Genomic DNA, 12776 nt, shown 5'->3' on the forward strand with positions numbered 1-12776 from the left:
CGCCTTTTCCACTCATGACAGCGATAACGTTCCTGATATTGCTAAATTCGTTTCCGGTCAATTTCTCAATACCGGCATTGCCTTCATGACCACATCCGCCGCTTTTTTCATTGTCGCATGCAGAATCTGAATTTTGTTGCATTGTTTTAATTCCTCCTTAGTTTTTTAATGATCGCAGGCATTATCCCCTGTTTCTAGATTGCCGGCCAAAAACAGCCTGACGATATCTTCCGGACTACCTGAGGCCGAATTAGCGCCAATTACTACATTTACGCCATTCTGGTTGAACAATTCCTGTGCCCGCGGCCCCATACCACCGGCAATGATAATCTTGCCTTGGCCCTGACCCTGACCGGCGCCAGTACCAGTACCATACGGGCCCAAACGCCTGCCCTGCCTACATGGGATGACGACAAACCAATGTTAAATATTGGCATAGTGGCACATCTACTTGAAGTTCACCCTGAAACGCTATTGGTATCGAGTAATATATTACTGTTACTAAAATTCTCCTTTTGGCAAAAAAGGCGTAACATATATATGTCAACATATATGTATTGACATATATATGCATGTTTAATATAATAACTCAATAAGGAGATTTGATTCAGCTATGGTAAGCAGACTAACAACAAGGCAATTACTAATAAAAAAAGTTGAAGAGATGATTTACAATAGGGAAGGTCCTTTCAGTATCGTTGTCGCGGACATCGATAATTTAGAAAATATAAACAATACCTATTCCCCAAAAATTGGTGATGAAATCATAGATAAACTTGTTTCGATATTTATGAATAATCTTTCCGAAAATGATTTGAGCACAAGGCAAGGCGACGAATTTATGATTCTGCTTGTTGGTAAAGGTGCCGAACGAAGCCTGATGGAGATGGAGGAAATCAGAAGATATTTATCCGATAATACGTTCGGCTTTTCTGACGGAGAAATACAGGATGATATCTACGTTACCATCAGTTGCGGTATCGCATCTTGGCCAAGGGACGCCAAAAATGCCATTGAACTTTTACGGGTGGCGGACAGCGCCTTGTTCAGGGCAAAAAAATTAGGGAAGAATAAAGTTTGCCTTTCCGAAGTAGAGAGCATGGTTCTAAAATCCAGTTACTTTACAAAAACCCAGATTGACCGGCTTTCCGAATTAGCCAAGGAGATGGAAAAAACAGAAGCTTTTCTGTTACGGGAAGCCCTGGATGACTTATTTAAAAAGTACAGCAAATAAGAAAGCAACAAAAGAAAGCTTGTGTTTTGCTGAGTATCGGTTATAAATGAATAAATAAACTCGCTGAATCCGTAAGGAACGGGAAACCCAACAATGGGGTGAATTCGGAGAAATTTCTCCGGTAGGGTTAATCCTTTCGACCCGAATCCGTCAGCTAATCTCGTAAGCGTTGGAAGAGAAGGTGATTAACATGCTTGATCGCACCTTTATTTAGATTAAGCATTTTTCGCGGACCACAGAAACTTCTCTGTGGTTATTTTGTTTGATGGAGAAGATCGGCGAGTGGAGGTGATATTTAATTTAACGACAGCGGTATTTGTCAAGGTGCTGGCAGTGAGGAATACTTTGAAGCCGACATCCGCTAACCCCGAGACAAGCAAATGTGATGGCTTTCGTGCAGCCGATGGGGGCATAATTCTATGAATCTTGATGCATGAGATGGGATTTGCCAGGGAGGTTGCGGATAGGTTCATTTTTATTGATAAAGGACGGATTGTGGAAGGTACTCCTGTTCAGGTATTCGGTAGCCCGTAAATAAAGAAGGACTAAAATATTTAAAAACAAAAGTATAAATGTGGTGGAAATATGAATCAAATTTCCGAGAAGATTATTGTAACTAATTTAATAAAAATTTTTGATCTCCACCCTCAAAAAGCTTTGAATTTGTTGGCGCAGGGAAAAAGTAAAGATGAAATATTCCGAGAAATAGGGCAGACAGTTGGAATTAATCAAGTGAGTTTTACCGTCAGGCAAGGCGAGATTTTTGTGGTGATGGGCCTTTCCGGAAGCGGAAAATCGACGATACTGCGCTGTCTGAACAGACTGATTGAACCAAGTTCCGGCTCTATCGTGATCGACGGTATTGATATCACCAAGTTAAAAGAGAGGGAGCTGCGTAAGGTCCGTCAGGAAAAGACCGCTATGGTTTTCCAGCAGTTTGCTTTGCTTCCTCACCGTACCGTTTTGCATAATACGGTATACGGGTTGGAAGTTCAGGGGATTGTCAAAAAAGACAGGGAAGCCATAGCGCTTAAAATGTTAGATCTCGTCGGTCTGAAGGGCTGGGAAGATAAATATCCAGCCCAACTCAGCGGGGGAATGAAACAGCGGGTCGGGCTGGCCAGGGCGTTGACCAGTGACGCTGATATTCTCCTGATGGATGAAGCTTTCAGCGCACTTGATCCTTTGATCCGGGAAGAAATGCAGGATGAACTGATAAGTCTCCAACAAAAAATGAACAAGACCATTGTTTTTATCACCCACGATTTAAACGAGGCCTTGAAACTAGGAGACAAAATCGCTTTCTTAAGGGATGGCGCCCTGGTGCAGGTTGGAACCCCGGAAGAGATTACCACTAATCCGGCCGACGATTATGTAGCCAAGTTTTTCCGGGGTGTGGAACGGTGTAAAATTTTGACTGCCGGCGATGTGATGAAGAAACCGCAGCCGCTTATTACCTTGCGTGATGGTCCCGGTGTTGCTTTAAGGATCATGAAGGAGCATGGATTGTCCAGTGTCTTTGTGGTAGATAAGGAGAGGCACTATAAAGGGCTTATTACGGCCGATATCGCGGTTGATGCCAGGAGTGCCGGAAAATCGAGTCTGGATGAAATCGAACTTGCTCAGGGTTCGGTGGCACTGGAGACTGTCCCTATTCAGGATACGCTGAGTGTGCTTGCCGAGAGCAAACTGCCGGTGGCTGTGGTGAACCAGGAAAATAAATTGATTGGAATCATCGTTCGGGGCTCTGTCCTTGCAGCGATTGCTTCGAATAAGAGGGGTGGAGACAATATCTAAGTTTCCTCTGGCAGAGAGCATCGATCAGGGCGTCAGGTGGCTGCAAATAAATTTCGGCGACAGCGTGGACGCTTTTTCCGACGCTTTTAACAGCGGGATAGCCGGGTTTCGGGATTTGCTGATGGTCGTACCCTGGTGGACAATCATTATTATCTTCGCGGTTCTGGCTTGGCGGGCCAGTGGATGGAAACTGGCCATTGGAACGGTCATTGGCTTGTTTTTTATCTATAATTTAGGACTATGGCTTCCTTTCCTGGATACGCTGATTTTAGTGATTATATCGGCACTTGTTTCCATTGTTATCGGGTTGCCGCTGGGGATTCTAGCTGGAAGAAACAACCGGTTCCATTATGTCATATCCCCTGTTTTAGACGTTATGCAAACAATGCCTTCATTCGTCTATCTTATCCCGGCCCTGTTGTTTTTCGGTATCGGTAAGGTACCGGCGGTATTTGCCACAGTTATTTTTGCCATGCCGCCGGTCATCCGGCTTACCGACCTCGGTATCCGCCAGGTTCCTGTGGAACTGGTGGAGGTTGGCTCAGCTTTCGGCTCTACCCCCAGACAACTCTTATGGAAAATTCAATTCCCTGTGGCTCTGCCGACCATAATGGCCGGCGTCAACCAGACGATGATGCTTTCCTTATCGATGGTGGTTATTGCCGCGATGATCGGCGCCGGTGGACTTGGCGCCGGTGTCCTGGAAGCCATCGGACAACTGAAGATCGGAATGGGCTTTGAATACGGGGTTGCTGTGGTAATTATGGCGATTATCCTAGACAGGCTGTCCCAGGGAGTCGGACGTTCCGTAAAACGGGTGAGCCAAAAAAGAGATGTAAAAGCTAAAAGGGCATGGCAACGATTAGATGACCGTCTAAAACAGTCACTAAAATCTATAGAGAATAAACATAGAAGAGTCATGATGAGATACAAAGAAAACGGAGGAAAACAAAAATGATAAAAAATTTCAAAAGGTGGCACAGATTATTGGCTTTGGGGTTGAGCCTTGTCTTGGCGGTCTTTATGATGACCGGTTGTTCAGGTGATAAAGGAACGGTCAAAATCGGTTATGTCAATTGGGCCGAGTGCGTTGCTGTAAGCAACCTTTGGAAGACGATTCTGGAGGATAAAGGCTATCAGGTCGAACTTACCCAACTGGATGTTGCACCGCTCTTTGTCGGGTTGAGCAAGGGGGACATTGATGTTTTTATGGATGCCTGGCTGCCGATTACCCATGAAAGTTATTGGAATGAGTATAAGGATAGTTTGGAAGACTACGGCATTTGGTATCAGGGCGAAGCCAAAATCGGTATTGTTATCCCAAACTATGTCACCATTGATTCACTTGCTCAACTGAAGGATGAAGGAAACAAGTTCGGCAATCAGATTATCGGTATCGATCCCGGCGCCGGAATTATGAAAGCATCTGCCCGGGCGAATGAGGCATATGCTCTTGGCTTTGAAGTGGTGCAAGGCAGTGAGCCGGCGATGATGGCGGCAATGGATAGAGCTTACGGTAAGAATGACTGGATCGCCATCACAGGATGGAGCCCGCACTGGATGTTCGCTAAATATGATCTCAAGTATCTGGACGATCCCAAAAAGGAATATGGTGCGGCTGAAGAAATCCATACCCTGGCCAATAAAGATTTCAGCTCAGAGCAAGCAGAAGTTGCCGCGATGTTGAAGAAATTTAAAATGACCGATGCGCAGATCGGCAGTCTGGAAGGCCTGATCAATGAGGGAATGGAACCTGAGGCTGCTGCAAAAAAATGGATCAAAGATAATCAAGATATGGTTGACGGGTGGTTGAAACAGTCTTAAGCGCTTTGCAACGTCTTAGTATGCTGCTTCCGGAGGATAGCTTCCGGGAGCGGCAGGGACTATAAATAATTCCGTGTAAATGGTTTAAGATTATTCTCTTTGGCTGTTTTGATAATGCTGTAAATAATCGCACTACATTTAGCGCCCCTAGGAGTATTTCAGAACTAGGAAGTTTTTGCGACCGATCACAAAGGGCTTGATCGAGCGTTCCGCCCGATTATTGTCTATCTCCAGTCGGCCGCAGAAAGTTTTTCAGGTTGTCCCATTGATTCAGGCAATAGGTAATCGTCAGGTTTGGGGTTCGAGTCCCTAATGGCCCACCAAAAAGACAAGGAAAAGCTATTTTCCTTGTCTTTTTGGTGACTTGGAAAACACTTTGTCACGCAGATTAACATATCGCATTTTTCTTCTTGCCTGGTTTAATAATGCATTACTTAATCAACATCTTTGGTAGCATATGGATCAGAATAATCATAATATACCTTGTATGCCATTGCCCCAAAAATGGTATCTCAATTAATACACTTTTGTCTGCCAACCCTCAAATAAAGGATTCAAATATGATTTTCCCCGGTCATATAATCAATATCCCCGAAAAGATAAGTCAGGGTCGGGGGAGTCTGACAGTTTCGGCAGCGATAAGCCTGCAAATGCTATGGAAGAATTGAGAAACATTTACACACAAAAACACCCCAATATAAATATTCGCTACGAATTTGGCGCTTCAGGTACCCTGGCACAAAGAATTGAAGAAGGTGAGCCGGTGGATATCTTTATTTCCGCGAGCGAATCTCATATGGATGCACTCCCTGCAATAAAGTAATGTTATTAAATTACGGAATCCAACTCAACTTGCTGGCTATATATTAATATATTATAATTAGTGAGAATTTAGCAGGAACCACTCCGGAGGTGTCTTGTGCCCGGTAAAACAGCAAATCAAGAGAAAGAAGCCGTTCATATCATCGCCAAATCCTTACAGTTATACTTTGGCAAAATGCGCTGCCAAAAAGGCTATTGTCAATTGCATGCCAGCCATGTGCATTGGAGAGAGCTTGCCCTTTCGTCCCTGGGTTGCTTTTTAAGTATGGGTTTCATTACATTGATCAGCACTCATCATGGAGTGCCGTTAATGATTCCGTCTTTCGGGGCTTCAGTGATCCTGCTGAATACGGCTTGTCATGTATCCATGGCACAACCGCGCAACGTTGTTGGCGGGCATGTGATATCCGCGTTGTCCGGTGTTTCTGTATATCAGTTATTAAGCAACGACTGGTGGGCAATCACCCTGGCAGTGGTTTTGGCCATGGCCTTAATGACCCTGACCGGCACACTTCACCCGCCCGGCGGCGCGACGGCCTTCGTCGCGGTTTACAGCGGCCAAAATTTCAGTTTTATCTTGGCGCCTGTCTTTATCGGATCGAGCATACTTATTTTAATTGCTTTATTGATTAATAACATATCATCGACAAGAAAATATCCTCAATATTGGCTTTAAAATCGCAAACCCATCTCATCAAGATAATATTTATCACTTATAAATTAACCCCCGGACACGGACAGACATTTTTGTCTGCCCGTGTCCGGGGGTTAATATTATTGCAGGGTAAATGTCCAGCAATTATTGGATCACGCCAATCGCTCTCCAATAAGGCAATGATACTGATATGGCCACGATAACCAACACAGCGTAGATTAATCCGAATAAGGTAATATGATGCGGAGCCCACCCCCTGTTCCCGGTCATGCCTTCAGCCATTAAAATCCACGGCTGTTGGTAATCAAGATAAAACAGATGCCGGCGCATAACACAAAACATATTGCCGCCCGCATAGGTTCTATCAGTTAAAATGTTCAATAAACACACAGCGTATAATTAATGGACAGACACCTGACTTGGCAATGGGCGAAGAAATTAATACCCTAAAATAAAAAAGCACTCCTCTTTCTCTGATTATTTAATCCAAGAAAATCAGGAGTGCTTTCCTAGTCTGGCGCCAGACCCCAATATCCAATACCCATGCTCGGATAACTTATACTGTCGGCACCGAAATGAATCTTGCTGAAGAATTTAATCCATAGAGTACCCAAACCAAGGGCCAAAGGGTCTCCCCCCGAATTCAATCATAGCCTTGTCAGGACTTTCGGTCATTGTCTGCATGTTTGATTTGGCACCCACCTGTTTGATGATTATCCCACCGCCGCGATGGTACCCAATACGGCAGCCAGGGTTTTAACCAGAGTCGTGATCTGGTTTGTCATCGCTTTTGGCTTGGGTACTCTTTGGATTAAAAATGATTCTTTATATTTATATAAGACATCCATCATTAAAGTTATGCAATATTCATGCCACATACCAGTGTAGAATATTGGACAAAAAGATCCCGTACCAAACATCAAAGCGGTACGGGATTGCTTTTTGAATTCAACTACAATATTTTATTAATTAAAACTAAATTTATATCTATTTTTTTTCTTTTTCTTATTTGGCTATTGTAGTTCCCTGACTGACCGATACCGGCTCTTTGCGCACCAGCGGCCATTTATCAAAGAAAGTGTTGAAGAAGAGCAATGTCATTAACATGGCGAACTGGCCGGCTATCATACCCATGGTCGGATAGTTCAAACCTAAGAAAGTACTGTTGGCGCCGAAAGGAATCTTGGCCAAGAATTTAATCCAAAGAGTACCCAAACCAAAACCGAGGACAAGCCAGATCACGACTCTGGCTAAAACCCTAGCTGCCGTATTGGGTACCATCGCGGCGGTGGGATAATCATCAAACAGGTGGTGCCAAGCCAACATGCAGACGACGACCGAAAGACCTATTGAAGCGACAATCGCATCCGGGGGGAGCGCCGGGTCAATCGGGGCAAGAACACCTCTTAGCCCCTTCGCTAAGATTAATCCGCCCACTATAGCGATAATAAGTCCAGCGATGCCCATCCAGGGCTGCTTCTTTGCGAAAAATTTCATTGGATAACCTTCGCCACCCTCAGCCGGAACCAGGAATAAGACAATGAACCATTCGCAGAAAGCAACCCAAGTTGTCCAGCCGCCCATAGGCCTATCTACAATTACCTCGTGTCCAAGGGACAAATTCGTCCAGTAGCTCGGCATAATCGTGGCCATCCAAACTAAAACAACCGCCAGGGTGCTGAAGAAGAGCACACCCCATCCTTCGGTCGGCTGCTTGGAAGTGCCCGCGAAAGGCCATTTCTGGAATAAAGAAACGAACGGGATCTGGGCCATGATTACCGGTAAGGCAAAGAAGTTGGCCACTTCCCAGCCTTCAAAAGCCAACTGCACTTCCTCGGCTGTCTTAGGCATAAACATCAAACCAAGGTTAAATGGTTTCCACCAAATGCCGAGAAAACCGATGATGACAAAGAACGCGATCAAGCCGACGGCCCAGGCAACCAGGGTGTACCAGATACCGGCCTGCGGCTGTTTCGTGGTGAATATGTTCTTGCCGTAGTTGCCCATCACTAGCGTCTGCCAGATCCAGGGGTTGATTACCATCCAGAAAAAGCTTCCTTCTATCATGGCTTGCAGTAACTGACCTTGCAGTTTCGGATCTGCCTCCGCCAGCCCTTGGGCGGCTAGAGAGGCGAAAATAGCTTTAAAAAACGTTGACCATATCGGCCAGAAAATACAAGATAAGACAAAACACAGAATTAGTGCCACCAGACCGGTGGACAATTGGCCTTTAAATACCCGTTTGACAACGAACTCAGACATTAACTAACCCTCCCTTTAAATTTTATTGGTTTGACAATTTCAATAATTAAGCAGATTAAAACAAGTGCCAAAAATCCTAGAGTTTAGAATATTTAAATAACTTCGCTGCTACTTGTTTTAAAACGTTATGAATCAATAATGCCAAACAGCAAAAGCATTCCCCAACTCACAGATATTACTGCAAACTCACAAACTCAAAGCGTCTTTTTCCCTAATCAACCTCAGGCCACTGTCCTCACCTCCTCAGCTAAACATAATTCACTTCCTGGAAAGCAATCTCGATAAAAAAATATTCCTTAAGCGTCAAACGAACAGCGGCCCAATAAATATGTGTTGGAAATCCTGGAATCATCACCACCATTGAAAATCAACGGGCAATTAACTTCCAGGGCTTCCAACCTTAAGATATCACATGCAATATTAATTTATTAACTATTGATTAAATTAATAACTATTATTTATTTGCCTTCAGCTATTTGTCTCAGCTTGTAGCGCTGGATCTTGCCGGTCGCGGTCTTCGGCAGTTCCTCAATCTGCTCAATCCACCGCGGGAACTTGTACGGAGCAATTGTTTTCTTAACAAAGAGCTTAACATCATTCATGAGCTCTTCATTCACTGTAACGCCTTCTTTGAAGACAACATACGCCTTCGGCTTGATCAGCCCGTCGTCGTCCGGCGCGCCGACGACACCGCATTCCAGCACTGCCGGGTGCAGCATCAAGGTAGCTTCCACTTCCACAGGCGAGACCCAGATGCCGCCGGCTTTGATCATGTCGTCGCCCCGGCCGGCGTAAGCGAAGTACCCTTCTTCGTCTTTGACGTACTGGTCGCCGGTATTAAACCACTGGCCCTGGAAAGTATTTTTTGTCTTCTCGTGCTTGTTCCAGTAGCACGACGCGATGCTTTCGCCTTTCATCATCAAGATGCCGGCTTCACCGGTAGGCACTTCGTTGCCGTCCGGATCCACAATCTTGGCCTCGTAGCCCGGCACCAACTTGCCGCTGCAATCTGGCCTGGACTCGCCAATCCTGTTGCTGATATAGATGTGCAGGATTTCCGTCGAGCCGATCCCGTCCAGAATTTCAACGCCCCACATTTCTTTAAATTGCTTCCACACAGCGCCTGGCAGCGCCTCACCGGCCGATATGCCCAGCCTGACCGAGCTCAAATCATATTTTTCCTTGGCGTCTTTTACCTGCAGCATGGCGTTGTATGATGTCGGCACTCCGAAGAAAAGGGTTGGTTTGTATTTGGTTATAACACTGTAGACGTGATCGGGCTGCGGACGACCCGGATCTAAAACAAGCGTACCGCCGACGTATAATCCAAAGAACATCCCGTTGCCGAGACCGTATGCGAAAAACAATCTCGCCACGGAATAAGTGCTGTCGTTCTCGTTAATCTTCAGAACACCTTTAGCATACAACTCGGCGCTGTAGGACATGTCGTGCTGCAGGTGGACGGTGCCTTTCGGGAAGCCGGTAGTCCCGGAGCTGTAAAGCCAGAACGCCGCATCATCCGGTCCGGTGGGAGCGGTTTCACATTCGGTGGAGCAACCGTTGAGCAACTCGTAATAATCAAGAGTGTTATCAACCTTTTCGCCGACAACGATGATAGTTTTCAAAAACATGAGTTCATCTTTTACCTTAAGCACTCCGGGCAGCAGGTCCTTGCTGACGACAAGAGCCTTCGCCCGGCTGTCGTTCAACAGGTAACGGTAATCTTCCGGCATTAACATGGTGTTGGTCGGAATAGGTATTGCGCCGATCTTAATGGCGCCAAAAAAGGTATAAACGAATTCCGGGCAGTCAAAGGTCAGCAGCAGCACCCTGTCTTCCATCCCTAAACCCAAAGACTTCAGCGCGTTACCGAAACGGTTGACGTTGTCCAGGAGTTGCTTATAGGTGATCTTGTCGTCCTGGTGTAATATAGCGACCTTGTCACCGCGCCCTTGTTGAACGTTCCAATCGATAAAACGTTCCGCAGCATTAAACTTTTCCGGAAAACTGAGTTGAGTAGATTCCATTTTTGAGCCTCCCTTATTTTATACTAAAATTTTAATATTCAAAAAATAATATTTGTGCTGTTAAGCAGCACTCTAATCTAAAAAAAAATCTCTCCACGCGTATCAAAAAAGAGCAATCCCAACTAATAATCCGGCTGAATTCCGCGGCAGTTCAAGGTGATTTATGCCTTAACTTACTGTACCAAGCTTTATTTGGAACTATTAATATAAATCTTAAGACAAATTAGGAATTGCTATATCTTCTACAGGTAACATTCCTTTTATTTCGATATGATTTTTATGTACCACTAAGTTTATTTCCAATCTGTCAAACAGTTCTTCCCACGTAATGTTATTACTTGGAAAACCCACAGTAGGATTACCATCATTATTAAGTGAGACATAAGCGAATTCCTGTGTAATGCTATTTTCAGCGACTGTGTATTTTACATCAAACTGATTATGCTCAATTACTTCCTTCAATACATTCAAATTGCCTTCCAGCTTTTTGAGGGTATCTATTTCTGGCAGGTATTGTTCATATCTTTTACGCATTGCACTTTCCTGCTCGTTTAAATCCCTTAACATTGTTTCATATTCATCTGTTGTCAAGCCACCATCATTCATTAATATAAGTGAAAGCTTCCTCTTTTTGTCTCTGACCTCCTCAATTCTTGAAGTTACAGGAGAGAGTAGGGCATCAAGCTCTGTTTTCTTTAATTGAATACCATAAGTATATTCCATGATAGCTTTCTTCATTTGGTCTGGATTGTTCAACACCTTAACCATTTCACCTTTTACAGAGCTTGTTAAGTAATCACCATCGATAATAGGTGCTGTGCATTTTGGACTTCCATCTCTATGATAGGTTTTGCTTCTTGCCGGACATCTGAATTTAACTTTTTGCTCTTTGCTAAAAGAAGATGCAAAGGTGTGACCACATAAACCACATTTAATACGTCCTGCTAACAGAGGTTTGGGATTCTTACGATTAAGTCCACCTCTGGCTTTTTTGCGTTTTTCCTGTGCTTTTTCCCACAAGAGCATATCAACAATTGCAGGGAAATTATCAGTTTCAAACCAGCTTTCATCGCCAAAAACATTTTTAGCTTTTTCAACTGTTTCAGGACTTACAATTACATCATGGTTACTCTTTTTTCCGCTCTGTTTGTTATGACTTTCACGCCACATATAATGTTTACCAATATATGCAGTATTCTTCAAAATATTCTGTACTGTTGCATCGCTCCAATGGCTTGGAAATTTGCTATTTTTACCTATAGGTACTCCTTTTGATTGGGAAGGTGTCATAATACCTAACTCTGTTAGTTTGTCGGCAATTTTTGTAGAACCTAAAGGCTTGGATTCATTATCCCCATAGACATACCATTTATATATAAGGCGAACTATTTTAGCTTCTTCCTCGTTAATCTCCCATCTTTGTTTTCGTCTATTCCAACTATAACCATATAGTATATGACCGCCAAAATATTTGCCATCCTGTGCTAATTTCTTCTTGCCTCCAAGAGTACGGACACGTATTGATTCTCTCTCATATTCAGCAAAGCTTCCCAATATATTACTTTGCAATCTTCCTTCTGGCGAATCTTCAAGACTACCCTGTACTAAAATAAAACCTTTCCCTTTTGTTCCACATCTGCGAACTTTTAAGGAATTGTCACGCAAGGCAATTAGGTGACCTAAATTTCGTGAAAGTCTATCCTGCCGGTAAACTATTATTGCATCATATATACCTGCCTGATACTTTTCCCACAGAGAAGAAAGGATAGGTCTGTCTGCGATACTTAAATTACCACTATAGCCATCTTCCCTATAAATATCTTCTGGCAGTGCTTTATATCCTTGTTTTTCTGCTTCTTTTAGACATATTTCAACTTGGGTATCAAGAGAGGTATTTTCTGCTTGGTCTTCTGTTGATACCCTTGCAAGAATAGCTACTCTCTTTTGTATGTTCATTAAAATCCCTTCTTTCTAATGAAACCATTTTGAATATCTAATGTAATAATTATATGATAGAAGCATTGCTATTAAAAGGGTTATTCCATAATTATCCATAAAAAATCATTAGAAAGGGGCTTGATGTGAACGGTCAATAAAAATACAGCATTTTCGGCCATTTAAAATGCAGCACTTGGCCACATATTTTACTGGAAAT

General features: G+C 43.8%; 11 protein-coding genes, 3 pseudogenes and 1 riboswitch. Of the genes and pseudogenes, 7 read left to right on the forward strand and 7 right to left on the reverse strand.

Annotation, left to right across the window (positions count from 1 at the left end; all coding sequences use genetic code 11):
• Positions 1-165 precede the first annotated feature (165 nt).
• Positions 166-384, reverse strand: coding sequence for a NifB/NifX family molybdenum-iron cluster-binding protein (locus tag A4E54_RS09150; RefSeq protein ID WP_240084545.1), 219 nt, complete (start codon positions 382-384; stop codon positions 166-168).
• A gap of 229 nt (positions 385-613) precedes the next feature.
• Between A4E54_RS09150 and A4E54_RS09155 the strand changes: the two genes are divergently transcribed.
• From A4E54_RS09155 to A4E54_RS09170, 5 genes and pseudogenes are all read left to right on the forward strand, one after another.
• Complete coding sequence (locus A4E54_RS09155) at positions 614-1234, forward strand: GGDEF domain-containing protein (protein WP_240084544.1); 621 nt, start codon at positions 614-616, stop codon at positions 1232-1234.
• A 51-nt stretch (positions 1235-1285) separates the two neighbouring features.
• A riboswitch (cyclic di-AMP (ydaO/yuaA leader) is annotated at positions 1286-1419 on the forward strand.
• 238 nt (positions 1420-1657) lie between these two features.
• A pseudogene (locus A4E54_RS15905) lies at positions 1658-1768 on the forward strand (polar amino acid ABC transporter ATP-binding protein); the annotation flags it as partial.
• Positions 1769-1828: 60 nt separating this feature from the next.
• Positions 1829-3031 carry a quaternary amine ABC transporter ATP-binding protein gene (locus A4E54_RS09160; protein ID WP_240084560.1) on the forward strand — a complete coding sequence of 401 codons (1203 nt, stop codon included), beginning with the start codon at positions 1829-1831 and terminating at the stop codon, positions 3029-3031.
• Positions 3015-3989: an ABC transporter permease gene (locus A4E54_RS09165; protein ID WP_376741818.1), complete on the forward strand. Its 975-nt coding sequence runs from the start codon at positions 3015-3017 to the stop codon at positions 3987-3989. The genes A4E54_RS09160 and A4E54_RS09165 overlap by 17 nt, the downstream gene beginning before the upstream one ends.
• Positions 3986-4855 carry a glycine betaine ABC transporter substrate-binding protein gene (locus A4E54_RS09170; protein WP_286725751.1) on the forward strand — a complete coding sequence of 290 codons (870 nt, stop codon included), beginning with the start codon at positions 3986-3988 and terminating at the stop codon, positions 4853-4855. The genes A4E54_RS09165 and A4E54_RS09170 overlap by 4 nt, the downstream gene beginning before the upstream one ends.
• A 59-nt stretch (positions 4856-4914) precedes the next feature.
• Here A4E54_RS09170 and A4E54_RS09175 read toward each other — a convergent pair.
• A pseudogene (locus A4E54_RS09175) lies at positions 4915-5141 on the reverse strand (IS66 family transposase); the annotation flags it as partial.
• A 360-nt stretch (positions 5142-5501) separates the two neighbouring features.
• Between A4E54_RS09175 and A4E54_RS09180 the strand changes: the two are divergent.
• Positions 5502-5678: pseudogene (locus A4E54_RS09180) on the forward strand (molybdate ABC transporter substrate-binding protein); the annotation flags it as partial.
• A gap of 96 nt (positions 5679-5774) precedes the next feature.
• Entirely contained in the window at positions 5775-6353 is a 579-nt protein-coding gene (locus A4E54_RS09185) for an HPP family protein (RefSeq protein ID WP_240084541.1), read from the forward strand.
• Positions 6354-6476: 123 nt separating this feature from the next.
• On the opposite strand, the gene A4E54_RS09190 is transcribed toward A4E54_RS09185, so the two are convergent.
• The 5 genes from A4E54_RS09190 to A4E54_RS09210 form a co-directional block, all read right to left on the reverse strand.
• Complete coding sequence (locus tag A4E54_RS09190) at positions 6477-6674, reverse strand: hypothetical protein (RefSeq protein WP_286725753.1); 198 nt, start codon at positions 6672-6674, stop codon at positions 6477-6479.
• A 371-nt stretch (positions 6675-7045) separates the two neighbouring features.
• Positions 7046-7183 carry a hypothetical protein gene (locus A4E54_RS09195; protein ID WP_240084539.1) on the reverse strand — a complete coding sequence of 46 codons (138 nt, stop codon included), beginning with the start codon at positions 7181-7183 and terminating at the stop codon, positions 7046-7048.
• Positions 7184-7337: 154 nt separating this feature from the next.
• On the reverse strand, positions 7338-8375 hold the full coding sequence (locus A4E54_RS09200) for a hypothetical protein (protein WP_286725755.1): 1038 nt from the start codon (positions 8373-8375) through the stop codon (positions 7338-7340).
• Between the two features lie 677 nt (positions 8376-9052).
• Positions 9053-10621, reverse strand: coding sequence for a benzoate-CoA ligase family protein (locus A4E54_RS09205; RefSeq protein WP_240084537.1), 1569 nt, complete (start codon positions 10619-10621; stop codon positions 9053-9055).
• Positions 10622-10834: 213 nt separating this feature from the next.
• A complete protein-coding gene (locus A4E54_RS09210) occupies positions 10835-12577 on the reverse strand; it encodes a recombinase family protein (RefSeq protein ID WP_286725758.1) in 1743 nt (580 codons plus the stop codon).
• Positions 12578-12776 lie beyond the last annotated feature (199 nt).

This window comes from Pelotomaculum sp. PtaB.Bin117 (genome assembly GCF_002067195.1).
In the GTDB taxonomy this organism is placed as follows: Bacteria; Bacillota; Desulfotomaculia; order Desulfotomaculales; family Pelotomaculaceae; genus Pelotomaculum_D; species Pelotomaculum_D terephthalicicum.

What these genes read in the sequence shown, in the direction of transcription:
- A4E54_RS09200 (WP_286725755.1), bottom strand. Translation starts at nt 8,375, where the DNA reads ATGGTAATCAACCCCTGGATCTGGCAGACGCTAGTGATGGGCAACTAC.
- A4E54_RS09155 (WP_240084544.1), top strand. Translation starts at nt 614, where the DNA reads ATGGTAAGCAGACTAACAACAAGGCAATTACTAATAAAAAAAGTTGAA.
- A4E54_RS09170 (WP_286725751.1), top strand. Translation starts at nt 3,986, where the DNA reads ATGATAAAAAATTTCAAAAGGTGGCACAGATTATTGGCTTTGGGGTTG.
- A4E54_RS09195 (WP_240084539.1), bottom strand. Translation starts at nt 7,183, where the DNA reads ATGATGGATGTCTTATATAAATATAAAGAATCATTTTTAATCCAAAGA.
- A4E54_RS09210 (WP_286725758.1), bottom strand. Translation starts at nt 12,577, where the DNA reads ATGAACATACAAAAGAGAGTAGCTATTCTTGCAAGGGTATCAACAGAA.
- A4E54_RS09205 (WP_240084537.1), bottom strand. Translation starts at nt 10,621, where the DNA reads ATGGAATCTACTCAACTCAGTTTTCCGGAAAAGTTTAATGCTGCGGAA.
- A4E54_RS09190 (WP_286725753.1), bottom strand. Translation starts at nt 6,674, where the DNA reads ATGTTTTGTGTTATGCGCCGGCATCTGTTTTATCTTGATTACCAACAG.